This window comes from Pseudomonas bharatica (assembly GCF_048586865.1).
GTDB classification, from domain to species: domain Bacteria; phylum Pseudomonadota; class Gammaproteobacteria; order Pseudomonadales; family Pseudomonadaceae; genus Aquipseudomonas; species Aquipseudomonas bharatica.
Genome location: NZ_JBMAWR010000015.1, coordinates 114,169 through 139,334, shown reverse-complemented (window position 1 = coordinate 139,334; position 25,166 = coordinate 114,169). Strand labels below are relative to the sequence as shown.

General features: G+C 65.3%; 17 protein-coding genes. 9 read left to right on the top strand and 8 right to left on the bottom strand.

From position 1 onward, the window contains the following. Window positions 1–3: 3 nt before the first annotated feature. From ACKLLE_RS17770 to fdhA, 5 genes are all read left to right on the top strand, one after another. On the top strand, window positions 4–333 hold the full coding sequence (locus tag ACKLLE_RS17770; protein ID WP_009404116.1) for a sarcosine oxidase subunit delta: 330 nt from the start codon (window positions 4–6) through the stop codon (window positions 331–333). After that, window positions 330–3,347 carry a sarcosine oxidase subunit alpha gene (locus ACKLLE_RS17765; RefSeq protein ID WP_009404120.1) on the top strand — a complete coding sequence of 1,006 codons (3,018 nt, stop codon included), beginning with the start codon at window positions 330–332 and terminating at the stop codon, window positions 3,345–3,347. The genes ACKLLE_RS17770 and ACKLLE_RS17765 overlap by 4 nt, the downstream gene beginning before the upstream one ends. Window positions 3,348–3,500: 153 nt before the next feature. After that, complete coding sequence (locus ACKLLE_RS17760; RefSeq protein ID WP_420058656.1) at window positions 3,501–4,133, top strand: sarcosine oxidase subunit gamma; 633 nt, start codon at window positions 3,501–3,503, stop codon at window positions 4,131–4,133. 11 nt (window positions 4,134–4,144) lie between these two features. Further along, window positions 4,145–5,002: a formyltetrahydrofolate deformylase gene (gene purU / locus ACKLLE_RS17755; protein WP_420058655.1), complete on the top strand. Its 858-nt coding sequence runs from the start codon at window positions 4,145–4,147 to the stop codon at window positions 5,000–5,002. Between the two features lie 257 nt (window positions 5,003–5,259). Next, entirely contained in the window at window positions 5,260–6,459 is a 1,200-nt protein-coding gene (gene fdhA, locus ACKLLE_RS17750) for a formaldehyde dehydrogenase, glutathione-independent (RefSeq protein WP_009404126.1), read from the top strand. 151 nt (window positions 6,460–6,610) lie between these two features. On the opposite strand, the gene ACKLLE_RS17745 is transcribed toward fdhA, so the two are convergent. The 8 genes from ACKLLE_RS17745 to glnE form a co-directional block, all read right to left on the bottom strand. Then, the gene (locus ACKLLE_RS17745; protein ID WP_420058654.1) at window positions 6,611–8,053 is read right to left on the bottom strand and encodes a lipopolysaccharide kinase InaA family protein; all 1,443 of its coding nucleotides are present in this window, start codon (window positions 8,051–8,053) and stop codon (window positions 6,611–6,613) included. Next, window positions 8,053–8,805 carry a lipopolysaccharide kinase InaA family protein gene (locus tag ACKLLE_RS17740; RefSeq protein WP_420058653.1) on the bottom strand — a complete coding sequence of 251 codons (753 nt, stop codon included), beginning with the start codon at window positions 8,803–8,805 and terminating at the stop codon, window positions 8,053–8,055. Before ACKLLE_RS17740 ends, ACKLLE_RS17745 begins: the two co-directional genes overlap by 1 nt. Continuing rightward, window positions 8,802–9,536, bottom strand: coding sequence for a lipopolysaccharide kinase InaA family protein (locus ACKLLE_RS17735; protein ID WP_064303690.1), 735 nt, complete (start codon window positions 9,534–9,536; stop codon window positions 8,802–8,804). Before ACKLLE_RS17735 ends, ACKLLE_RS17740 begins: the two co-directional genes overlap by 4 nt. Then, window positions 9,536–10,342 carry a lipopolysaccharide core heptose(I) kinase RfaP gene (gene rfaP, locus ACKLLE_RS17730; RefSeq protein WP_420058652.1) on the bottom strand — a complete coding sequence of 269 codons (807 nt, stop codon included), beginning with the start codon at window positions 10,340–10,342 and terminating at the stop codon, window positions 9,536–9,538. Before rfaP ends, ACKLLE_RS17735 begins: the two co-directional genes overlap by 1 nt. Beyond that, a complete protein-coding gene (locus tag ACKLLE_RS17725) occupies window positions 10,339–11,463 on the bottom strand; it encodes a glycosyltransferase family 4 protein (protein WP_420058651.1) in 1,125 nt (374 codons plus the stop codon). The genes rfaP and ACKLLE_RS17725 overlap by 4 nt, the downstream gene beginning before the upstream one ends. Further along, on the bottom strand, window positions 11,463–12,524 hold the full coding sequence (gene waaC, locus ACKLLE_RS17720) for a lipopolysaccharide heptosyltransferase I (RefSeq protein ID WP_420058650.1): 1,062 nt from the start codon (window positions 12,522–12,524) through the stop codon (window positions 11,463–11,465). The genes ACKLLE_RS17725 and waaC overlap by 1 nt, the downstream gene beginning before the upstream one ends. Further along, window positions 12,525–13,571, bottom strand: a complete 1,047-nt coding sequence (gene waaF, locus ACKLLE_RS17715) for a lipopolysaccharide heptosyltransferase II (RefSeq protein WP_420058649.1) — start codon at window positions 13,569–13,571, stop codon at window positions 12,525–12,527. It lies immediately after the preceding gene. Window positions 13,572–13,713: 142 nt separating this feature from the next. After that, window positions 13,714–16,647 (bottom strand): bifunctional [glutamate--ammonia ligase]-adenylyl-L-tyrosine phosphorylase/[glutamate--ammonia-ligase] adenylyltransferase, encoded by a 2,934-nt coding sequence (gene glnE / locus ACKLLE_RS17710; RefSeq protein WP_420058648.1) that lies wholly within the window; start codon window positions 16,645–16,647, stop codon window positions 13,714–13,716. Between the two features lie 384 nt (window positions 16,648–17,031). Between glnE and aceE the strand changes: the two genes are divergently transcribed. The 4 genes from aceE to msrA all read left to right on the top strand — a co-directional run bounded on the left by aceE (window position 17,032) and on the right by msrA (window position 25,158). After that, window positions 17,032–19,677, top strand: a complete 2,646-nt coding sequence (gene aceE, locus ACKLLE_RS17705) for a pyruvate dehydrogenase (acetyl-transferring), homodimeric type (protein WP_009404141.1) — start codon at window positions 17,032–17,034, stop codon at window positions 19,675–19,677. A gap of 13 nt (window positions 19,678–19,690) precedes the next feature. Beyond that, entirely contained in the window at window positions 19,691–21,334 is a 1,644-nt protein-coding gene (gene aceF, locus ACKLLE_RS17700; protein WP_279899416.1) for a dihydrolipoyllysine-residue acetyltransferase, read from the top strand. A gap of 373 nt (window positions 21,335–21,707) precedes the next feature. Continuing rightward, a complete protein-coding gene (locus ACKLLE_RS17695; protein WP_064303683.1) occupies window positions 21,708–24,398 on the top strand; it encodes a putative bifunctional diguanylate cyclase/phosphodiesterase in 2,691 nt (896 codons plus the stop codon). A gap of 91 nt (window positions 24,399–24,489) precedes the next feature. Further along, a complete protein-coding gene (gene msrA, locus ACKLLE_RS17690) occupies window positions 24,490–25,158 on the top strand; it encodes a peptide-methionine (S)-S-oxide reductase MsrA (protein WP_009404147.1) in 669 nt (222 codons plus the stop codon). The last annotated feature ends 8 nt before the right edge of the window (window positions 25,159–25,166 follow it).

The following is a 25,166-nucleotide window of genomic DNA, read 5'->3' as shown; positions in this document are numbered from 1 at the left end:
ATCATGCTGCACATCTTCTGTCCACACTGCGGCGAACTGCGGTCCGAGGAAGAGTTCCATTCGGCCGGCCAGGCGCACATCCCGCGTCCGCTGGACCCGAACGCCTGCACCGACGAGCAGTGGGGCGACTACATGTTCTTCCGCGACAACCCGCGCGGCCTGCACCACGAACTGTGGATCCACGCTGCCGGTTGCCGCCAGTACTTCAACGCCACCCGCGACACCGTGACCTACGAGATCCTGGAAACCTACAAGATCGGCGCCAAGCCGCAAGTCACCGGTAAAAGCAGCGCCCCGCAGTTGGTCGCCAACGGCCAGGGAGAAAAGGTATGAGCCAGGTTTATCGTCTTTCCAGCGGCGGCCGCATCGACCGCAGCAAGGTCCTGAACTTCACCTTCAACGGCCAGACCTACCAGGGCTACGCCGGTGACACCCTGGCCGCTGCGCTGCTGGCCAACGGCGTCGACATCGTCGGGCGCAGCTTCAAGTACTCGCGTCCGCGCGGCATCATCGCCGCCGGTGCCGAGGAGCCGAACGCCATCCTGCAGATCGGCGCCAGCGAAGCCACCCAGGTGCCGAACGTGCGTGCCACCCAGCAGGCGCTGTACTCCGGCCTGGTGGCCACCAGCACCAACGGCTGGCCGAGCGTGAACAACGACGTCATGGGCATCATCGGCAAGGTCGGCGGCAAGATGATGCCGCCGGGCTTCTACTACAAGACGTTCATGTACCCGCAGTCGTTCTGGATGACCTACGAGAAGTACATCCGCAAGGCCGCCGGCCTGGGCCGCGCGCCACTGCAGAACGACCCGGACACCTACGACTACATGAACCAGCACTGCGACGTGCTGGTGGTCGGCGCCGGCCCCGCCGGCCTGGCTGCCGCCCTGGCCGCAGGCCGTAGCGGTGCGCGGGTGATCCTCGCCGACGAACAGGAAGAGTTCGGTGGCAGCCTGCTCGACAGCCGCGAAAGCCTCGACGGCAAGCCGGCGACCGAATGGGTTTCCGCTGCGGTCAACGAACTCAAGGGCATGCCGGAAGTCACCCTGCTGCCGCGTGCCACCGTCAACGGCTACCACGACCACAACTTCCTGACCATCCACGAGCGCCTGACCGACCACCTCGGTGATCGCGCGCCGATCGGCCAGGTTCGCCAGCGCATGCACCGCGTGCGCGCCAAGCGCGTGGTCCTGGCTACCGGCGCCCACGAGCGTCCGCTGGTCTACGCCAACAACGACGTGCCGGGCAACATGCTGGCCGGTGCCATTTCCGTCTATGTGCGCCGCTACGGCGTGGCCCCGGGCCGCAAGCTGGTGCTGTCGACCAACAACGACCATGCCTACCGCGTGGCCCTCGACTGGCACGACGCCGGCCTGCAAGTGGTCGCCATCGCCGACGCACGCCACAACCCGCGCGGTTCGCTGGTGGAAGAAGCGCGGGCCAAGGGCATTCGCATCCTCACCTCCAGCGCCGTGGTCGAGTCCCGCGGCAGCAAGCGCGTGACCGGTGCCCGTGTCGCTGCCATCGACGTCAAGGCGCACAAGGTCACCAGCCCCGGCGAGTGGCTGGACTGCGACCTGATCGGCAGCTCCGGTGGCTACAGCCCGGTCGTGCACCTGGCTTCGCACCTGGGTGGCAAGCCGGTCTGGCGTGAAGACATCCTCGGCTTCGTGCCGGGCGATGCGCCGCAGAAACGTGTGTGCGTCGGTGGCATCAATGGCGTCTTCGCCCTCGGTGACAGCCTGGCCGACGGCTTTGCCGGTGGCGCCCTGGCCGCCGCCGAGGCCGGTTTCAAGGCTCCGGCCGTGACCGTGCCGAAGACCCTGGCGCGCCAGGAAGAAGCCACCGTCGCACTGTTCCAGGTCCCCCACGACAAGAGCACTGCCCGCGCGCCGAAGCAGTTCGTCGACCAGCAGAACGACGTCACCGCCGCCGCCATCGAACTGGCGACCCGCGAGGGCTTCGAGTCGGTCGAGCACGTCAAGCGCTACACCGCGCTGGGCTTCGGTACCGACCAGGGCAAGCTGGGCAACATCAACGGCCTGGCGATCGCCGCGCGCTCCATGGGCATCACCATTCCGGAAATGGGCACCACCATGTTCCGCCCGAACTACACGCCGATCACCTTCGGCGCGGTTGCCGGGCGTCACTGCGGCCACCTGTTCGAGCCGGTGCGCTTCACCGCGCTGCATGCCTGGCACGTGAAGAACGGCGCCGAGTTCGAGGATGTCGGCCAGTGGAAACGGCCGTGGTACTTCCCGCGTGCCGGCGAGGACATCCACGCCGCTGTGGCCCGTGAATGCAAGGCCGTGCGCGACAGCGTGGGCCTGCTGGACGCTTCGACCCTGGGCAAGATCGACATCCAGGGCCCCGATGCCCGTGAGTTCCTCAACCGCATCTACACCAACGCCTGGACCAAGCTCGACGTGGGCAAGGCGCGCTACGGCCTGATGTGCAAGGAAGACGGCATGGTCTTCGACGACGGCGTGACCGCCTGCGTCGGCGACAACCACTTCATCATGACCACCACCACCGGCGGCGCGGCCCGTGTGCTGCAATGGCTGGAGATCTACCAGCAGACCGAATGGCCGGACCTGAAGGTGTACTTCACCTCGGTCACCGACCATTGGGCGACCCTGACCCTGTCCGGCCCGAACAGCCGCAAGCTGCTCAGCGAAGTCAGCGATATCGACCTGGACAAGGACGCCTTCCCGTTCATGAGCTGGAAAGAAGGCCTGGTCGGCGGCGTGCCGGCGCGGGTGTTCCGGATTTCCTTCACCGGCGAGCTGTCCTACGAGGTCAACATCCAGGCCAACTACGCCATGGGCGTGCTGGAGAAGATCGTCGAGGCCGGCAAGAAGTACAACCTGACCCCGTACGGCACCGAGACCATGCACGTACTGCGGGCGGAGAAGGGCTTCATCATCGTCGGCCAGGACACCGACGGCTCGATGACCCCGGACGACCTCAACATGAGCTGGTGCGTCGGCCGCAACAAGCCGTTCTCCTGGATCGGCCTGCGGGGCATGAACCGCGAGGACTGCGTGCGCGAAAACCGCAAGCAACTGGTGGGCCTCAAGCCGGTGGATCCGACCAAGTGGCTGCCGGAAGGTGCGCAACTGGTGTTCGATCCGAAGCAACCGATCCCGATGGACATGGTCGGCCACGTCACCTCCAGCTACGCCGCCAACTCGCTGGGTTATTCGTTCGCCATGGGCGTGGTCAAGGGCGGCCTCAAGCGCATGGGCCAGCGCGTCTACTCGCCGCAGGCCGATGGCAGCGTGATCGAGGCGGAGATCTGTTCTTCGGTGTTCTTCGATCCGAAAGGTGAGCGGCAGAACGTTTGACGGAGTGCCTGTGGGGGCTGTGATGGCCTCATCGCTGGCAAGCCAGCTCCCACAGGGTCCGGTGCATGCAGTACCTGTGGGAGCTGGCTTGCCGGCGATGAGGCCCTCGAAAGCGACACAGGTCCAACAGAATTCAAGGCAGGTATAAAAAAGATGAGCGCCATCAACGTCTACGAACAACGCCCTGGCTCCGACGCCAAGGCCGAATCGCCGCTGCACCACGCCGACCTGTCCAGCCTGGTCGGCAAGGGCCGCAAGAACCCGGGTGTCACGCTGCGCGAAAGGAAATTCCTCGGTCACCTGACCCTGCGCGGCGACGCCCATGACCCGGCCTTCGCCAGCGGCGTATTCAAGGCCATCGGCCTGGAATTGCCGGTGGCTCTGACCGTGGTCGCCAACGGCGAGATGTCCCTGCAATGGCTTGGCCCGGACGAGTGGTTGCTGATCGTGCCCGGCGGCCAGGAAGTCCCGGTGGAGAACGCCCTGCGCGAAGCGCTCGCCGGCCAGCATATCCAGGTGGTCAACGTCAGCGGCGGGCAGACCCTGCTGGAACTGAGCGGCCCGAAGGTCCGCGAAGTGCTGATGAAGTCCACCAGCTATGACGTGCACCCGAACAACTTCCCGGTCGGCAAGGCCGTCGGCACCGTGTTCGCCAAGTCGCAACTGGTGATCCGCCGTACCGGCGAGGAAACCTGGGAACTGCTGATCCGCCGCAGCTTCTCCGACTACTGGTGGCTGTGGCTGCAGGACGCCTCCGCCGAATACGGCCTGGCCATCGAAGCCTGAGGAGTATCGCCATGAGCCGTGCCCCGGACACCTGGATCCTCACCGCCGACTGCCCGAGCCTGCTCGGCACCGTGGATGCGGTTACCCGCTTCCTCTACGAGCAGCGCTGCTATGTCACCGAGCACCACTCGTTCGATGACCGGCTGTCCGGGCGCTTCTTCATCCGCGTCGAATTCCGTCAACCCGAGGACTTCGATGAAAACGCCTTCCGTGCAGGCCTTGCCGAGCGCGGCGAGGCCTTTGGCATGGCCTTCGAGCTGACCGCACCGAACCACCGGCCCAAGGTGGTGATCATGGTTTCCAAGGCTGACCACTGCCTCAACGACCTGCTCTATCGCCAGCGTATCGGCCAGCTGGGCATGGACGTGGTGGCGGTGATTTCCAACCACCCGGACCTCGCACCCCTGGCCGAGTGGCACCATATTCCGTACTACCACTTCCCGCTGGATCCCCATGACAAGCCAGGGCAGGAGCGCAAGGTCCTGCAGGTGATCGAGGAGTCCGGCGCGGAACTGGTGATCCTCGCCCGCTACATGCAGGTGCTGTCGCCCGAGCTGTGCCGCCGCCTGGACGGCTGGGCGATCAATATCCACCACTCGCTGCTGCCCGGGTTCAAGGGCGCCAAACCGTATCATCAGGCCTACAACAAGGGCGTGAAGATGGTCGGCGCCACGGCGCACTACATCAACAACGACCTCGACGAAGGCCCGATCATCGCCCAGGGTGTGGAAGTGGTGGATCACAGCCACTATCCCGAGGACCTGATTGCCAAGGGGCGGGATATCGAGTGCCTGACACTGGCGCGCGCCGTGGGGTATCACATCGAGCGTCGGGTCTTCTTGAATGCCAACAGAACTGTAGTGCTCTGACGGGCCTCATCGCCGGCAACGCCGGCTCCCACAGGGTTCGCGAGCGCCGCCGAACCCTGTGGGAGCCGACGTTGCCGGCGATTTGCATTTCTGAAACCGACAAAAACCTGCCGCCGGTAGATAACTGGCTGTCGCATCCAGTCACTGCATTCACGGCAGGCAGGCCCACAATTCCCCCATTCCAGTAACACATGCCGCCCATGGACGGTGGCGCTTCAACCAACGCTGCATAATTACAAATCAAGCGAGGTAAGAGCATGTCTGGCAATCGTGGAGTGGTGTATCTCGGCGCCGGAAAGGTCGAGGTGCAGAAGATCGATTATCCGAAGATGCAGGACCCGCGCGGTCGCAAGATCGAGCACGGGGTGATCCTCAAGGTGGTGTCCACCAATATCTGCGGCTCCGACCAGCACATGGTGCGCGGCCGGACCACCGCCCAGGTCGGCCTGGTCCTGGGTCATGAAATCACCGGCCAGGTGGTGGAGAAGGGCAGCGATGTCGAGAACCTGAAGATCGGCGACCTGGTTTCGGTACCGTTCAACGTCGCCTGCGGCCGCTGCCGCTCCTGCAAGGAACAGCACACCGGCGTGTGCCTGACCGTAAACCCGGCCCGTGCCGGTGGTGCCTACGGTTATGTCGACATGGGCGACTGGACCGGCGGCCAGGCCGAATACGTGCTGGTGCCGTATGCCGACTTCAACCTGCTGAAACTGCCGGACCGCGACAAGGCCATGGAGAAGATCCGCGACCTGACCTGCCTGTCCGATATCCTGCCGACCGGTTACCACGGTGCGGTGACTGCCGGCGTAGGTCCGGGCAGCACCGTCTATGTGGCCGGTGCCGGCCCTGTCGGCCTGGCCGCTGCTGCCTCGGCGCGCCTGCTCGGTGCGGCGGTGGTGATCGTCGGCGACGTCAACCCTGTCCGTCTGGCCCATGCCAAGGCCCAGGGCTTCGAGATCGCCGACCTGTCCCAGGACACCCCGCTACATGAGCAGATCGCCAACCTGCTGGGTGAGCCGGAAGTGGATTGCGCTGTCGATGCGGTAGGCTTCGAGGCCCGTGGCCATGGTCATGCCGGGGCCAAGGCGGAAGCGCCGGCCACGGTGCTCAACTCGCTGATGCAGGTCACCCGCGTGGCCGGCAAGATCGGTATCCCGGGCCTGTACGTGACCGAGGACCCGGGTGCGGTGGATGCCGCGGCGAAGATCGGTGCCCTGAGCATCCGCTTCGGCCTGGGCTGGGCCAAGTCCCACAGCTTCCACACCGGCCAGACTCCGGTGATGAAGTACAACCGTGCGCTGATGCAGGCGATCATGTGGGACCGCATCAACATCGCCGAGGTGGTCGGGGTGCAGGTCATCAGCCTGGACCAGGCACCGGAAGGCTATGGCGAATTCGATGCCGGCGTGCCGAAGAAATTCGTGATCGACCCGCACAAGATGTTCAGTGCGGCGTAAGCGGATATGAAGAAGGGGCCTTGATAGGCCCCTTCTTCATTCGTATGGCTGTACGCGGACCCTGTGGGAGCGGGTTCACCCGCGATGACGTCGGTGGGCCCACCATCGCAATCGCGGGTGAACCCGCTCCCACAGGGGGCCGAGGTGGCCTTCAGGCCGTCAGTGTTGGCAGGCACTCGTCCAGCCGCTTGTACAGCGCACTCTGCGCCGGCCAGTTGCGCAGCAACCGCGCCCGATCCTTGGCGAAGGCCGGGGCGAAGCTCATCTGCGTCGCGTGCTGGCTCATGGCGTCCAGGTCGATCAGCGCCCATTGCCCGTCCTGCCAGAACAGGTTGTAGGCCTTGAGGTCGCCATGGCTGATGCGCTCGTGGATCAACCGGGCGAGCAGGTTCTGCAACGCTGCCAGCTGTTCCTCCGGCACCTCGCCGCTTTCCACATAGGGCGCGAAAGCAGTCATCAGGTCCGGCCCTTCGAGCCATTCCGTCACCAGGTACGCCTTGCCCCGCAGCCCCAGCGTACGGGTTTCCAGTACCGCCAGCGGCTTTGGCGTGGCGAAGCCGAGGAACGCCAGGCGATGCCCTTCGATCCATGAATGCCAGGCCCGGCTCGGGCGCCAGAAGCGCTTGAACCAGTGGGCTGCATCCTTGATGTTGTAGCGCTTGATCACCAGCGGCCGGCCCTGGAACTCGACCCGTGCCACGCTGGCGGCGCCACCGGTCTTGTACAGGTGGCCCTGGTCGATCAAGGCGTCGGCCTGCTCCAGTACCGGCAGCATCGCCGCCACTTCCGTGCGCAGGATGGCTTGCAGGCCGGAAGCCCCGCGCTCCACCGCGAACAGCGTGCAGTCGCGCCCGGCTTTTTCCAGGTAGTCCTTCATGCGCCAGTGACGCACCTTGTCGATCTGTTTCTGCAATGCTTCCAGCGGCAGGGCGTGCTCGCTGTTGGCCAGCAGGTAGTGCACCAGCAGCTCTTCGATGAAGGGCTCCAGGCGCTTGGGCAACTGGGCGAAAAGTACGCCGAGGTTCTGCAATACCTGCTGGCGCGACAGCGGCTGCCCCGGCGTCTCGGTCTTGATGCCGCCACCGTCGATGATGAACAGCTGGCCGTTGTGGCGCAGCAGGTTGTCCAGGTGCAGGTCGTCCTGCCACAGGCCCTTGGCATGCAACTGCGCCACGGCAGCCAGGGCTTCGCCGAGCACCAGGCTCTGCGCGTCGCTCAGCGGCGGCTGCCCTTCGACCTCGGCCCAGGCATCGCCCAGGCTGCGCGAGCCTTCGAGGAATTCGAACAACAGCCAGCCGCCCTGGCCTTCTTCCAGGCCGTCGGCGAGCAGCAGCGGGGTGGTCACGCCGTTGTCCGCCAGCAGGCGCACCCCGGCCAGTTCGCGCTGGAAGTGGCGGGCGGCATTGCTGCCGACCAGCAGCTTGGCCAGCACCGGCTTGCCGCGCCAGACACCCGCGCCGACGTAACGCTGGCCCGGCAGCACCCGCAGCAGGCTGAGCAGTTGCAGTTCGGCGCTGCCGGCAGCATCGGCCAGGGCGATGCCCAGGGGCAGTTGCGGGGTACGGCCGGCATCCTTGAGTTCAGACAGGCGCATCAGCGGGTCTCCTTGTGACGGCGGCGGCGCAGCAAGCGTTGCAGCCAGGCCTGCACCAGCGAGCTGTCCGCCGGCTGGTCGAGGTACGCGGCGAGCAGCAGGCGGATCTGCGCCTCGCTCCACACCGGGGCGCGGCGCAGCAGCGGTTCCAGGTCCTTGAGCCGGTCGCGCTGGCCGAACAGCAGCGGGCGGGTCTTTTCCAGGTCGATCAGCTGCGCGTTCCAGCCGTCGCCGCGTTCGCGCAGGAAGATGTGCTTGGGATAGAAGCAGCCATGCACCTGCCCCGCAGCGTGCAGGGTCCGCGCCAGCTGGCCGCAGGCGCGGAGGATGCCGTGGCGCTGGCCATCGTCCAGTTCCTGCCACTGGCCGAGCAGCAGGTCGAGGTCGGTCCATTCATCGAGGGCGCGGGTCATCAGGATCGCACGACGCTGGCCCTCGACCTTGCGCTCGCCGTAGTACACCGCCTGCAGGGCCGGAATGTGCAGCTTCTGGTAACGGCTGATATTGCGGAATTCGCGGGCGAAGGTCGGCTCGCCGAAGGGGGCGTGCAGGGTGTGGGTCAGGTAGTCGCTTTGGCGCTTGAGGTAGAACCCCTTGCCCTCCAGCTCCAGGCGGAACACGCTGCTCCAGCCACCGCGTCCGGTGTTGGGCTCGTCCACCGCGTCCAGTTGCAGCGCCCAGAGCTGCTCGAAGCCGTTCAAGCCATGGCGTTCGAGCAGCGCCACGTCGGCACTGGCGACAAAATCACTCATTCACGTCCCTCGAAAAACTTCACGATGTGGCGGATGCGCTTCTTGTCCGACGCGTTCAGGCGCTCGCGCTGGCGGTATTGCAGGTAGAAGCGCAGGCGCTGGGTGGCGGAAAGATGGTACTTGGCCACTTTGTCCAGGCACGCCAGGTCCTTGGTGATGCGGTAGCGCAGCATGAAGCCCCACCAGAAGTCGCCGGTGGGGCAATCGATGAAGAATAGCGTGCCGGCGTCGTCCACTAGGAGGTTGCGCCACTTCAGGTCGTTGTGGGTGAAGTGGTGGTCATGCATCACCCGGGTATGCCGGGCCAGTTGGCGGCTCAGGTGATCGACCCACTGGCGGTCGCGCAGGCGCGCATCGTTGCGCTCGGCCAAGGCCGAGAGGTCTTCGGTGCGCGGCAGCTCGCGGGTGATCATGGCGCCGCGGCCAAAGCTCAGGCCGTTGCGCTCCAGGCCGCAGGCAACCACTTCGGCGGTGGGGATCTGCCATTTGGCGAACTGCTTGAGGTTCTGCCATTCGGCCTTGATCCGCGGCCTGCCCAGGTAGCGGCGCAGATGCTTGCCGGCGCCGGTGTAGCGTTTGACGTAGTAGTTGACCCCGTCACGCTCGACGCGGATCACTTCGCTCAGCGGATCGCGGGTCAGATGCTCGCCCTTGAGGGCGAAGACCGCGTCGATGCTGCCGAAATCCTCTGCCAGGGCCGCGTACTTCGGCTCCAGTGTCCAACCCGCCATCAGAGCGCGTCCCCATACCGTTGCTTGCGCTCATAGAGCTTTTGCGCCTTGCCGTCCAGCCAGCGCAGCAGGCTCGCCTGTTCGGCCAGGACCTGGCGCAGCGGCTGTCGGAAGTAACCGCGCAGGAAGCGCAGCTTGTCGCGCCGGGTAAGGCCGATGTCCAGCGCCGAGAAATACAGGGCGGCCAGGTCCTTGTCGCGCCAGCGCCGGGTGATCCTGTCCCGGGTCTGGGCGCGGTGCAGGTCGATGACCGACAGGCGGAAGTCATCCGCCGTCACCGGGCGGTCGGTGTGCAGGAGGAAGTGGCAGATGTAGCAGTCGCGATGGTTGACCCCGGCGCGGTGCATGCCGCCGGTCATCTTCGCCACCTCGGCGATCAGCGCGCGTTTGAGGCTCGGCTCGGGCGGCTGCCTGACCCAGTCGATGCTGAAATCTTCCAGGCTGATGGTCGGTGCCAGCTCCTCGGTGACGATGAACGAATGCTGGGTCGCCGGGTTGCTGCCGCGCTCGCCGAAGGCCACGGCGGTCATGGTCGGCACGCCGGCTTCATGCAGGCGCTGGATGGCGGTCCATTCCTGGCCGGCACCGAGCACCGGCAGCTTGGCGCTGAACAGGTTCTTGAAGATCTCGCCCCAGCCGATGCCACGGTGGATCTTGACGAAGAAGCCCTCGCCAGCGACCTCGGTGCGCAGCGTGCGGCGGCCTTCCAGCTCGCGGTAGACCTCGCCCTGCAGGGCCTCGACCGCCTCGAAGGGGTCGCGTCCGGTCCAGAGCCGCTTGAACGGCTCCTTGAGTATCAGTTTCATGAGCGCTCCTGACCGAGGATCACGTCGGCGGCATGCTCCGGCATGCTGTACAGATCGGCGGTTTCGGCGAAGGCCAGGCCGTTCTGGCCCCAGCTGGCGCGGGCGGCGGGATCTTCGAGCATGCGCTGCAGGTAGCTGTTCAGCTGCTCCTGCTCGAAAGGTTCGTCCAGCACCAGGCCGCTGTCGGCCTCGGCGATGTAATGGGCGTAGCCGCAGACCGCAGTGACCAGCACCGGCAGCCCGGCGACCAGCGCCTCGAGCAGCACGGTGCCGGTGTTTTCGTTGTAGGCCGGGTGGATCAGCAGGTCGGCGCCGAGCAGGAAACGCGGTATATCGCTGCGTCCCTTGAGGAACTGCACCTGGTCGCCGAGGCCGAGGGTGGTGGCCTGCAACTGGAAGACCTTGGGATCGTCCTGGCCGATGACCATCAGCCGCGTGCGCTTGCGCAGGGCCGGGGGCAGGGCGGCCAGGGCCTTGAGGCTGCGGTCGGTGCCCTTGGTCTTGAAGCCGGAACCGATCTGCACCAGCAGCAGGTCGTCCTCGCCCAGGTTGAATTCACGACGGAACCCGGCGCGGATCTCGGCGGCATTGGCCGGGGCGCGGCGGTCTTGGGAGATGCCCGGCGGCAGCAGGTGGAAACGTTCCTCCTGGGTGCCGTAATGCTTGATGAACAGCGGCTGCTGGACTTCGGAAATCATCAGGATTTCGGTTTTCGCCTCGCGATCGAACACCGCACGCTCGTACTCGGCGAAGTGCCGGTAGCGGCCCCAGCGGCGGTACAGGCCGCCGCGCAGGGTCTGGGCCTTGTCTTCGAAGCAGCCGTCGGCGGCGTAGTAGACGTCCAGGCCGGGCATCTTGTTGAAACCGATCAGGCGGTCCACCGGGCGTTTGGCCAGGTCCGCCGCCATCCAGGCGCTGAGCTTTTCATTGCGGCGGTGGTTGAACAGCGCCTTGACCGGCGCCACCAGCACCTCGAAGCCGGGTGGTACGTCGCCTTCCCAGATCAGGGTGTAGACGCGAATCCGGTGCCCGCGGCGCTGGCACTCCAGGGCGATGCGCATGAAGTCGCGCTGCAGGCCGCCGAAGGGGAAATACTTGTAGAGCACGAAAGCCAGTTGCATCAACGAACATCCTCGGCCCGCAGCAGCTCGCCCAGCTGGCGCGCTACCCGTTCGGGATTCAGGCGAGTGAAGCACAGTGGCCACTCACGTTTGAGATCGAACCGGCGCAGGTCCTCGACGCTCGGCTTGTAGTTGCATTTCTTGCGCAGGCAGGGCGCGCAGGGGAAGTCGCTGGCGACATGCACCTGGGACTTGCCATAGGCTCCGGTCAGGCCCGGGTTGGTCGGGCCGAACAGGGAAACGGTCGGCACGTCCAGCGCTGCCGCCAGGTGGCCCAGCCCGGTATCCACCGCGACGCAGGCCTTGGCCGACGCCAGTACCCGGGCCACCCCGGCCAGGTTCAGCTTGGGCAGCACCCGGGCATTCTTCAGGCCCTGGGCGATGCGCTCGGCGCGGGCTTTTTCCACCGGGTTGCCCCAGGGCAGGCACACGTGCAGGCCGGCCCGGCCCAGGCGTTCGGCCAGCTGACGCCAGTACAGCTCGGGCCAGTGCTTGGTGTCCCAGGTGGTGCCGTGGAGAAACACTACATAAGGGGCGACACCGACCTCTTCAAGGCGGCTGCGGTCCAGGCCGTAGTTACCGATGCCCTCGGGAATGTCGTAACCCAGGGCCAGGGCGAACAGCTGGCGGATGCGCTCCACCGCGTGCTGGCCCTTGGCAACCGACAGACGGCGGTCGTAGAAGCGGCTGGAGAAACCCTCGCGCGCCGAGTACCGGTCGAGGCCGGCAATTGGCGTCTTCTTCACGTAGCGGGTCAGCCAGGCGCTCTTGACCAGGCCCTGGGCGTCGATCACCAGGTCGTACTTTTGCTCGCGGATGCGCTTCTTGAACTGGCGCCACTCGCCATTCTTGAAGGTCTGCCAGAGGTTCTTGCGCCAGCGGCGGATGGCCACCGGGATCACCTGGTCCACTGCCGGATGCCAGGTCGGGATCTCGGCGAAGCCTTCTTCCACCACCCAGTCGAAGCGGATGCCCGGGATGGCGTGGGCCGCATCGGTCAATGCCGGCAGGGCGTGGATCACATCGCCCAGGGATGAGGTCTTGATCAGCAGAACCCGCACTTAATCGACCTCGGTGATATCGACCAGCGCCGGGCCGTCGAGTCGTTGCAGGGCGCCGTTGACCGCACCCGGTTCGAGCAGGCGCAGGCAGTTGTAATGGCCATAGCGGCAGGTGCGGTCGAAGCACGGGCTGCACTCGATGCCCAGGCGCACCACTTCCACCTGGTCGGCCAGGGGCGGGGTGAAGCCCGGCGAGGTGGAGCCGTACACCGCCACCAGCGGGCGGTTCAGCGCAGCAGCGACGTGCATCAGGCCGGAGTCGTTGGACACCACCGCGTCGGCGCAGGACAGCAGGTCGATGGCCTCGGCCAGGGAGGTTTCGCCGGCGAGGTTCACGGATTCTTCGCGGAACCCCGGAATCAGGCGCTCGCGGATCTGCTCGCCGACCGGGTGGTCGTTCTTCGAACCGAACAGCCAGACCTGCCAGCCTTCGCGGATTTTCGCCTCGGCGACCTTGGCATAGTGCTCGGCAGGCCATTTCTTCGCTTCGCCGAACTCGGCGCCGGGGCACAGGGCCAGCACCGGGCGATCCAGCTCCAGGCCGAACTTGGCCAGGGCGGCGTCGCGGCTGGCGGCTTCGATCTGCAGGGCCGGGCGCGGATATGGCTGCGGCAGATCGCTGCCGGCCGGGTACGCGAGGGCCATGAAGCGCTCGATCATCAGCGGGTAGCGCTCTTTATCCAGGCGACGCACGTCGTTGAGCAGGCCGTAGCGGAATTCGCCACGCCAGCCGGTGCGCTTGGGGATTTTCGCGAAGAACGGCACCAGTGCCGACTTCAGCGAGTTGGGCAGGAGGATCGCTTGGTCGTACTGGCCGACCAGCGACTTGCCGATGCGCCGACGGGTGGCGAGGTCGAGCACGCCATGGCCGAGCGGGAAGCTCAAGGCCTGGCGAACCTGCGGCATGCGTTCGAGGATCGGCCGGCTCCATTCGGGCGCCAGCACGTCGATCACGCAATCGGCGTGACGCTGCTTCAGGACCTGGAACAGCGTCTGCGCCATTACCATGTCGCCCACCCAACTGGGCCCTATGATCAAAATTCTCATGCTTTATCCAGAAACGATCAGGGAGGCTGCAGCCTGTCTTGCAACAGCACTGGCCTCCCTTCTTTATATATTCAGGCTCGGTGACAACCGTCCACGACGCTCAGTGTAGGCGGGCTTCCTGCCGCCGGGTCCCGATCACGTTTCAGCTCAGCCCCAGTTCGCTCCAGATCCGCCGTACCTGCTGGCGCTCGTTGACGAACTGCCCGGCATCGATCACCCCGGCCTGTTTCTGCAAGGCCTGGCGGTGAGCGGCGGAGCGGAACGCCTTGTACACCTCGCGCAGCAGCACCGCATCGCTGGCCGGGACCAGCCCGGCGTCCTCGAGGCCTTCGAGGATGCGGATATTGTCGGTGTAGCGCAGCAGCGCCGGATGGCTGTGGGACCAGGCGAGCGCGGCGTATTGCACCATAAATTCAATATCGACGATACCACCGGCATCCTGCTTGATATCGAAGGGAACGCCGCTGTCGTAGGCGTTGGCGGCGGTTCCGGCGGCGGTGGATTTGGTTCCGAGGTTATCGCGCATCTTGGCGCGCATCTCGCTGACCTCGCTGCGCAGGCCGGCCAGGTCGCGCTCCTTGCCCAGGACACGGGCCCGCACGCCCTCGAAGGCCGCGCCGACCTGCGGGCAACCCACCAGCACCCGGGCGCGGACCAGGGCCTGGTGTTCCCAGGTCCAGGCTTCGTTCTGCTGGTAGCGCTCGAAGGCGCCGACCGAACTGACCAGCAGCCCGGAGGCGCCGGAGGGTCGCAGGCGCATGTCCACGTCGTAGAGCTGGCCGGAGGCGGTCTGGGTGGTCAGCAGGTGAATGATGCGCTGGCCCAGGCGGGTAAAGAACTGGGCGCTGTCGATGGGCTTGGCGCCGTCGGTCTCGGCCTGCGGATCGCCGTCGTGGATGAACACCAGGTCGAGGTCCGAGCCATGGCCCAGCTCGATGCCGCCGACCTTGCCGTAGCCGACGATGATGAAGCCCGGATCGCACGGGCTGCCGTCGCTGCGCTGGGGCCGGCCATGGCGGGCGACGGTCTGGCGCCAGGCCAGGGCCAGCACCTGGTCGAGGATGGCCTCGGCAAGCCAGGTCAGGTAGTCGCTGACCTTCATCAGCGGCAGGCTGCCGGCGATTTCCGACGCGGCGACCCGCAGGCTGTGGGCCAGCTTGAAGTGGCGCAGGGCTTCCATCTGCTGTTCGAGGTCGTCCTCGGGAATGCGGGTCAGGCGTTCGCGCAGCTCGGCAGCCAGTTCAGGGGCCAGGGGCGGGCTGAACAGGCGGCTTTCGTTGAGGAGTTCGTCGAGCAGCAGCGGGAAGCGGGCGATCTGTTCGGCGATCCACGGGCTGGCGGCGCACAGGGTCAGCAGGCGGCGCAGGGCGCCGGGGTTTTCGGTGAGCAGCACAAGGTAGGCCGAACGCCGGGCCACGGCTTCGACCAGGGGCAGGACACGCTCCAGCACCAGGTCGGGGTCGTCGTGCTCCACGGCCTGGGCCAGCAGGCGCGGGATAAAGGCATCGAGACGTTCCCGGCCGAGGCGCTGCATCGCGCGCAATTGCGGGCTGGAGCGCAGGCCGGCAAGCAGCTTGATGGCCCGCGGTGCATCGCGGAAGCCGGCGTCTTCCAGCTGGCGGCAGGCGGCTTCCTCGTCCTGGGCTTCTTCCCAGAGCGGCAGCCACTCGCCACCGACCACTACCTCGCCTTCGCCTTCGTCCTCATCCGGGTCGGCGATGACCTGGCGGAAGTGCCAGTCGATACGGGCGCGCCAATGCATCAGCCGGTCATGGAACGCGTCCCAGTCGGGGAAACCGAGCATGAAGGCGATGCGCGCGCGGTCGAGGTCGCCGTCGGGGAGCATCTGGGTCTGGCGGTCGGCAATGGCCTGGATCGCATGCTCGGTGTAGCGCAGGAACATATAGCCCTCGCGCAGTTCCTCGACCACCGGCGCGGGCAGGTAGCCCTGGCCTTCGAGGGTTGCCAGCACCTTGAGCAACGGGCGCTGTTGCAGGCTCAGGTCGCGGCCACCGTGGATCAGCTGGAAGGCCTGGGCGATGAACTCCACTTCGCGGATGCCCCCGGCACCGAGCTTGATGTTCCCGGACATGCCCTTGCGCCGGACCTCCTGCTGGATCAGCTGCTTCATGGTGCGCAGCGCTTCGATCGCCGAGAAGTCCAGGTAGCGGCGGTAAACGAAGGGCCGCAGCATTTCCAGCAACTGGCTGCCGGCCACCTGGTCGCCGGCGACGACCCGGGCCTTGATCATGGCGTAGCGTTCCCAGTCGCGGCCCTGGTCCTGGTAGTACTGTTCCAGGGCATTGAAGCTCAGGGTCAGGGCGCCGGCCGAGCCATAGGGGCGCAGGCGCATGTCGACGCGGAAGACGAAGCCGTCGACGGTGATCGGGTCGAGGGCCTTGATCAGGCGCTGGCCGAGACGGTTGAAGAACTCCTGGTTATCCAGCGAGCGCTTCACGCCTTCGGTCTCGCCGCCTTCGGGGAAGGCGAAGATCAGGTCGATGTCCGACGACAGGTTCAACTCCACTGCGCCGAGCTTGCCCATGCCCAGCACCACCATCTGTTGCGGCTGGCCGCTGCGGTTGCCGATCGGCGTGCCGAATTGCTGGCAGTGGCGCGGGTAGAGCCATTGATAGGCCTGGTCGATGGCGGCGTCGGCCATGTCCGAGAGGTCGCGGCAGGTTTCCACCAGGTCGGCCTGGCGGGTCAGGTCGCGCCAGATGATCCGTACCTGGTGCCGGGTGCGCTGGCGGCGCAGGTTGCGCGCCAGTTCGTCCTCGGTGGTCGCGGCCTGGGCGGCGGCGGCCAGTTGCGCGCACAGCTCGCCCGGCGCGAAACGCCGCTCCAGCTCACCGCTTTCGGCCAGCGACAGGAGCATGGCCGGGTCGCGCAGGCTCTGTTCGAGAACGAATTCGCTGGCGGCGGCGACCCGGGCGAACGCGGCCCAGCGCTCGGCGGTCCAAGCGTCGAGGCTCAGGCCGTCGACGACGGCCACGGCGCTGCGCAGCGACTGCTCATTGCTGCCGGTCAGGTGTTGGAGGGTATCTGGCAGTGCGACCAGCGAAGGCAGGCTCATGGTCTATCCTTGATCGGCGGGAAAAAGCAGGTGGTGGCTACAGCGCCAGGGCACGGCCCGGGCAGGACTGTCATACAAAAGTTGAAAATAGCGGCATTTGCGTTTTTCTTGGCAGAAACCATCGCGACGAGCCTTTTGTCGACCGGTTTCGAATCACCGGTATCGTTTTTTCCCACAAGCCGTTAGCAAGGCTCGGATGGGTTTGATGTAGTTTTACTACTGCTTTTTTCAGTCGAAGGCGTGTAAAGGCGGATCGATTTGTAGTAAAACTACACGCCGCCGAGACCACCCTCGGTAATCCAAGAATTCATGTCGTCTGCCCAAAAGGCCAGTCGCAAACTTCAGGCAACCGATTCTGGAAGCCTTTCCGCCCTGGAGCAAGCCATGCAAGACCTCGATCCCGTCGAAACCCAGGAATGGCTGGACGCCCTGGAGTCGGTCCTCGACAAAGAAGGCGAAGACCGCGCTCACTACCTGATGACCCGTATGGGCGAGCTGGCCACCCGTAGTGGCTCGCAGCTGCCATACGCAATCACCACGCCGTATCGCAACACCATTCCGGTAACCCACGAAGCACGCATGCCTGGCGACCTGTTCATGGAACGCCGCATTCGCTCGCTGGTTCGCTGGAACGCCCTGGCGATGGTCATGCGCACCAACCTGAAGGACTCGGACCTGGGTGGTCACATCTCCTCGTTCGCCTCCAGCGCCACGCTGTACGACATCGGCTTCAACTACTTCTTCCAGGCTCCTACCGAGGAGCATGGCGGCGACCTGATCTTCTTCCAGGGCCACGCTTCTCCAGGCGTGTACGCCCGTGCCTTCATGGAAGGCCGCATCAGCGAAGAGCAGATGAACAACTTCCGCCAGGAAGTCGATGGCAACGGCCTGTCGTCCTACCCGCACCCATGGCTGATGCCTGACTTCTGGCAGTTCCCGACCGTTTCCATGGGTCTGGGCCCGATCCAGGCGATCTACCAGGCGCGCTTCATGAAGTACCTGGAAGCCCGCGGCTACATCCCTGCCGGCAAGCAGAAAGTCTGGTGCTTCATGGGCGATGGCGAGTGCGACGAGCCGGAATCCCTGGGCGCGATCGCCCTGGCCGGCCGCGAGAAGCTGGACAACCTGATCTTCGTCATCAACTGCAACCTGCAGCGCCTCGACGGCCCGGTTCGCGGCAACGGCAAGATCATCCAGGAACTCGAAGGCGTGTTCCGTGGCGGTGGCTGGAACGTCAACAAGGTGGTCTGGGGCCGCTTCTGGGATCCGCTGTTGGCCAAGGACACCGACGGTATCCTGCAGCGCCGCATGGACGAAGTCATCGACGGCGAGTACCAGAACTACAAGGCCAAGGACGGCGCGTTCGTCCGTGAGCACTTCTTCAATACCCCGGAACTCAAGGCCATGGTCGCCGACCTGTCCGACGACGAGATCTGGAAGCTCAACCGTGGCGGCCACGACCCGTACAAGGTCTATGCGGCCTACCACCAGGCGGTCAACCACAAAGAGCAGCCGACCGTCATCCTGGCCAAGACCATCAAGGGCTACGGTACCGGTGCTGGCGAAGCCAAGAACACCGCGCACAACACCAAGAAGGTCGATGTCGAGAGCCTGCGTCACTTCCGCGACCGCTTCGACATCCCGGTCAAGGACGAAGAGCTGGAAAACCTGCCGTTCTTCAAGCCTGAAGAAGGCAGCGCCGAAGCTCGCTACCTGGCCGAGCGTCGCGCCGCACTGGGCGGTTTCGTACCGCAGCGCCGCAGCAAGTCGTTCAGCATCCCGACGCCTCCGCTGGAAACCCTGAAGGCGATCCTGGACGGTTCGGGCGACCGTGAAATCTCCACCACCATGGCCTTCGTGCGGATCCTCGCGCAACTGGTCAAGGACAAGGAAATCGGCCAGCGCATCGTCCCGATCATCCCGGACGAAGCCCGTACCTTCGGTATGGAAGGCATGTTCCGCCAACTGGGCATCTACTCGTCCGTGGGCCAGCTCTACGAGCCGGTCGACAAGGACCAGGTGATGTTCTACCGCGAGGACAAGAAGGGCCAGATCCTCGAGGAAGGCATCAACGAAGCCGGCGCCATGTCGTCGTTCATCGCGGCCGGTACCTCGTACTCGAACCACAACCAGCCGATGCTGCCGTTCTACATCTTCTACTCGATGTTCGGCTTCCAGCGTATCGGCGACCTGGCCTGGGCGGCCGGCGACAGCCGTACCCGCGGCTTCCTGATCGGCGGTACCGCCGGCCGTACCACCCTGAACGGTGAAGGCCTGCAGCACGAAGACGGTCACAGCCACATGCTTGCCGGCACCATCCCGAACTGCCGCACCTATGATCCGACCTACGGCTACGAGCTGGCGGTGATCATCCAGGACGGCATGAAGAAGATGACCGAAGAGCAACAGGACGTCTTCTACTACATCACCGTGATGAACGAAGCCTACACCCAGCCAGCCATGCCGGCCGGCGTCGAGGAAGGCATCATCAAGGGCATGTACCTGCTCGAAGAAGACACCCGCGACGCGGCGCACCACGTCCAGCTGCTGGGCTCGGGCACCATCCTGCGCGAAGTCCGCGAAGCGGCGAAGATCCTGCGCGACGAGTACAACGTCGGCGCCGACGTCTGGTCCGTCACCAGCTTCAACGAACTGCGTCGCGACGGCCTGGCCGTGGAGCGCAGCAACCGCCTGAAGCCGGGCCAGAAGCCTCAGGTCACCTACGTCGAAGAGTGCCTGGCTGGCCGCAAGGGCCCGGTCATCGCCTCCACCGACTACATGAAGCTGTTCGCCGAGCAGATTCGCCAGTGGGTGCCGAGCAAAGAGTTCAAGGTCCTGGGTACCGATGGCTTCGGTCGCAGCGACAGCCGCAAGAAGCTGCGTCACTTCTTCGAAGTCGACCGTCACTTCGTCGTGCTGGCTGCCCTGGAAGCCCTGGCTGACCGCGGCGAGATCGAACCGAAGGTGGTGGCCGACGCCATCGTCAAGTTCGGCATCGACCCGGACAAGCGCAACCCACTGGACTGCTGAGGAGTATTTTTAAGTGAGCGAACTCATTCGCGTACCTGACATCGGCAGCGGTGAAGGTGAAATCATCGAGCTGTTCGTCAAGGTCGGTGACCGTATCGAAGCGGACCAGAGCCTGCTGACCCTGGAGTCCGACAAGGCCTCCATGGAGATCCCGGCACCCAAGGCCGGCGTGATCAAGGCGCTGAAAGTGAAGCTGGGCGACCGCCTGAAGGAAGGCGACGAACTGCTGGAACTGGAAGTCGAGGGTGCCGCTGCCGCGGCCCCCGAGGCTCCGGCCGCCGCACCTGCCGCTGCCGCGCCTGCTGCTGCACCGGCCGAGGCTGCACCTGCACCGGCCGCGGCGCCAGCCGCTCCGGCTGCTGCTGCCGTCCAGGACATCCACGTGCCGGACATCGGCTCGTCGGGCAAGGCCAAGATCATCGAAGTGCTGGTCAAGGTCGGCGACACCGTCGAAGCCGACCAGTCGCTGATCACCCTGGAGTCCGACAAGGCTTCGATGGAGATCCCGTCGCCAGCCGCTGGCGTGGTCGAAGCCGTGATCGCCAAGCTGGACGACGAAGTCGGCACCGGTGACCTGATCCTGAAACTGAAGGTCGCCGGCAGCGCGCCTGCTGCTGCTCCAGCGCCTGCCGCTGCTGCACCGGCTCCGGCTGCCGCGCCTGCTGCTGCCCCGGCACCTGCTGCCGCAGCTCCGGCCCCAGCCGCTGCCGCTCCGGCCGCTGCGCCGGCGCCGAGCGGTGCGAAAGTCCATGCCGGCCCTGCCGTGCGCCAACTGGCTCGCGAATTCGGCGTCGAACTGAGCGCCGTATCGCCGACCGGTCCGCATGGTCGTGTGCTGAAGGAAGACGTGCAGGTGTACGTCAAGGCGATGATGCAGAAGGCCAAGGAAGCGCCTGCCGCTGGCGGCGCTACCGGCGGCGCCGGCATTCCGCCGATCCCGGCCGTCGACTTCAGCAAGTTCGGTGAAGTGGAAGAAGTGGCCCTGACCCGCCTGATGCAGGTCGGTGCTGCCAACCTGCACCGCAGCTGGCTGAACGTGCCACACGTGACCCAGTTCGATTCGGCCGACATCACCGAGCTGGAAGCCTTCCGCGTAGCGCAGAAAGCCGTCGCCGAGAAAGCCGGCGTCAAGCTGACCGTGCTGCCGCTGCTGCTGAAAGCCTGTGCCCACCTGCTCAAGGAACTGCCGGACTTCAACAGTTCGCTGGCCCCGAGCGGCAAGGCCATCATCCGCAAGAAGTACGTGCACATCGGCTTTGCCGTGGACACCCCGGATGGCCTGCTGGTACCGGTAATCAAGAACGTCGACCAGAAGAGCCTGCTGCAACTCGCTGCCGAAGCCGCGGCCCTGGCTGAAAAAGCCCGGACCAAGAAGCTCTCGGCCGACGAGATGCAAGGTGCCTGCTTCACCATCTCCAGCCTCGGCCACATTGGCGGCACCGGCTTCACGCCGATCGTCAACGCGCCGGAAGTGGCGATCCTCGGTGTTTCCAAGGCCACCATCCAGCCGGTCTGGGACGGCAAGGCCTTCCAGCCGAAGCTGATGCTGCCGCTGTCGCTGTCCTACGATCACCGCGTGATCAACGGCGCCGCCGCCGCCCGCTTCACCAAGCGTCTGGGCGACGTGCTGGGCGACATCCGCACCTTGCTGCTGTAACTGCTGTCCGGCCTGTGTCTCCCTGCCGGGGGACGCAGGCCTGCAACCCTTTCGAGCTGCCACGCTCGTACCTCAACCCCGTCGTTTGGCGGGGCTTTTTTTGCCTGCTGGAAAGCCTGTACGCGCACCCTGTGGGAGCGGGTTCACCCGCGATTGCAGTAGTGGATTCACCATCGTAATCGCGGGTAAACCCGCTCCCACAGGGTCCGTATTACGGCTTCTTGATTGAAGAAATCCCCCGCGAGGCCGACATAGATCAAACACGCGCCAAGCTTGGTGCTTGTCAGCCTCCGGCGCATGATGCAACCTTGCCCGAACGTGCATAGCAAAGTGCCAACGCCCGTGCCATCAGTCTTATTCGAGCGAGCTTTCCATGAAGAGCCAAACCGATGCCGCCAGCCGTCCGGCGGCCGAGGTAGTGACGCAGTTGCCGGTGCCTTCGCGGCTCGGCATGTTGCGCTTCGAGCGGCTGAACGAAGCGAGCTGGGCAATGCTCTATCTCGATCCGGGTTGCGAACGTCAATTCGGTCTGCCGGCGGTTGAACTCTGCGCCCTGGTCGGCTCGCCCTACGCCAGCCTGATGGAGCCCGAGGCCCGCTACAAACTGCATGACAGCATCCAGGCGCAACTGGCCAACAGCAGCCATTACGTTAGCCGCTATACCCTGCACACCAGCAGTGGTCCGCTGTCGCTGCTGGAGCTGGGCGAAGCCTACAAGCAGCACAATCGCCAGTTGCTGCGCGGCTACCTGCTGGTGCTCGACGAGCAGGATGGCATCAGCCCGGAGCTGAGCGCCGATGTTCTGGAAACCCGCAACAATCGCCTGCAGATCGCCCTCAAGCTCAACCAGCAGGCACAGCAGGAACAACTCGAGCACCTGGAGCGGGTGCGTGCCCAGCAGGAACTGATCCTGCACCTGGCGCGGCATCGCTACAGCGCCGGCAACTCCCTGCAGGAAGCCGCCGAGCTGATCACCCGCAGCGCCTGCGAGATCTACAACATCGAATGCGCCAGCCTGTGGTACCTGGAAGGCCAGCGCCTGGAGCCGATCTCCGCGTTCTACCGCGAGACCCGCGAGTACCGCACGCCCGAGCCAATCGACGCCGGCCTGTTTCCGGACTACCTGGAAGCCCTGCACACCAGCCGCGCCATCGACGCGCACAACGCCAGCCATGACCCGCGCACCCGGGATATCACCGAGAGCCTGCGCCCGCGCGATGTGATCGCCATGCTCGACGCCAGCATCCGTATCGACGGCCAGGTGGTCGGCGTGCTCTGCCTGGAGCACGGCGGCAGCCCGCGGGCCTGGCAAAGCGACGAGATCGCCTTTGCCGGCGAACTGGCCGACCAGTTCGCCCAGGTCATCAACAACCACAACCGCCGTGCCGCGACCAGCGCCCTGCACCTGTTCCAGCGTGCGGTGGAGCAGAGCGCCAACGCCTTCCTGCTGGTCAATCGCGACGGTGTGGTGGAGTACGTCAACCCGAGCTTCACCGCGATCACCCAATACAGCTCGGAAGAGGTCCAGGGGCACCGGCTGTCCGAGCTGTCGGCGCTGGAGAATCTCAGCGAACTGCTGTCCGACGAGTCCAGCCTGGCGATGGGCAACAGCTGGCAGGGCGAATTCAAGAGCCGCCGCAAGAACCTCGAACCGTACTGGGGGCAACTGTCGATTTCCAAGGTGTATGGCGATAATCGCGAACTGACCCACTACATCGGCATCTACGAGGACATCACCCAGAGCAAGCTGGCCCAGCAGCGCATCGAGCGCCTGGCCTACACCGACAACCTGACCGGCCTGGGCAACCGTCCGGCGTTCATCCGCAACCTCGACGAGCGCTTCGCCCGCGACAGCGATACGCCGATCTGCCTGCTGCTGGTGGATATCGACAACTTCAAGCGGATCAACGACAGCCTCGGCCACCAGACCGGCGACAAGCTGCTGGTCAGCCTGGCCCGACGCTTGCGCAACAGCCTCAACCCGGGCGGCAGCCTGGCGCGCTTCGCCAGTAACGAGTTCGCCGTGCTGCTGAACAACACCGACCTGGAGAGCGGCCAGCAGATTGCCCAGCAACTGCTCAATACCCTCGACAAGCCGATGTTCGTCGATAACCAGCTGATCAACGTTACCGGCTCCGTGGGCCTTGCCTGCGCGCCGCTGCATGGCAGCGACCCGCAGACCCTGATGAAAAACGCCGGCCTCGCCCTGCACAAGGCCAAGGCCAGCGGCAAGCATCAGGTCCAGGTGTTCACCGAGGCAATGAATGCCGAGGCGAGCTATAAGCTGTTCGTCGAGAACAACCTGCGCCGCGCCCTGGCGCAGAACGAGTTGCAGGTGTTCTACCAACCCAAGCTGTGCCTGCGAACCGGGCGCTTGCTCGGCCTGGAAGCCCTGCTGCGCTGGAACCACCCGGAGAAGGGCATGATCCGGCCGGACCAGTTTATCAGCGTGGCCGAGGAAACCGGCCTGATCATCCCCATCGGCAAGTGGGTGGCGCGCCAGGCCTGTCGCATGAGCCAGGAGCTGGCGGCCGAAGGCATGGGCAACCTGCAGGTGGCGATCAACCTGTCGCCCAAGCAGTTCTCCGATCCGGACCTGGTCGCGTCCATCGCCAATATCCTCCAGGAAGAAGCGCTGCCGCCGCACCTGCTGGAGCTGGAACTGACCGAGGGCCTGCTGCTGGAGGCGACCGAGGATACCCGGCGCCAACTGGACCAGCTCAAGCAGCTCGGCCTGACCCTGGCCATGGACGACTTCGGCACCGGCTATTCGTCGTTGAGCTACCTGAAGAAATTCCCCATCGACATCATCAAGATCGACCGCAGCTTCATCAACGACATCCCCGACAGCCAGGACGACATGGAGATCACCTCGGCGGTGGTGGCCATGGCCCACAACCTCAAGCTCAAGGTGGTCGCCGAGGGCATCGAGACGGCGGAGCAACTGGCGTTCCTGCGCAGGCACCGCTGCGATGTCGGCCAGGGCTACCTGTTCGACCGGCCGATCCCCGGCGACGAACTGGTCGACAAGCTGCGCCGCTATCCCCGTGGCCCGAGCGCCTGACAGCGGCGAAACACTCGGGCACACTACCGGTCTATCCCGATAAGGGCCGCGCCTTGGCGCTGCCCGCCTACCTGACGAGAGGAATGGGTTCATGGTCTTGCGTTCGGAAATCCTCGTGAATAAAAACGTCCTGCCAACCGCTGAACAGGCCCTGCCTGGCCGCGAAACCCCGATGGCACTGCCGGAAAAACACTTCGTGTTCAAGGACACGCCGCTGCTCGGCCCGTTCTTCGAAGGCGCGGTGGACTTCGCCATCTTCGGCCTGGGATGCTTCTGGGGCGCGGAGCGACGCTTCTGGCAGCGTGAAGGGGTGATCAGCACCGTGGTCGGCTATGCAGGCGGTTTCACCCCGAATCCGACCTACGAAGAAGTCTGCTCCGGCCTGACCGGCCACACCGAAGTGGTGCTGGTGGTGTTCGACAAGGACAAGGTCAGCTACCGCGAGCTGCTGGCGATGTTCTGGGAGCTGCACAACCCGACCCAGGGCATGCGCCAGGGCAACGACATCGGCACCCAGTACCGCTCGGTGATCTACTGCACCTCGCCGGAGCAACTGGAACAAGCCAAGGCCAGCCGCGACCAGTACCAGGCGGAACTGCACAAGGCCGGCTTCGGCGAGATCACCACCGAGATCGACCAGGCGCCGACCGTGTACTTCGCCGAGGCCTATCACCAGCAGTACCTGGCGAAGAATCCCGATGGCTACTGCGGCATCGGTGGCACCGGGGTCTGCCTGCCGCCCAGCCTGCAAAACAACTGAGGAGCGAC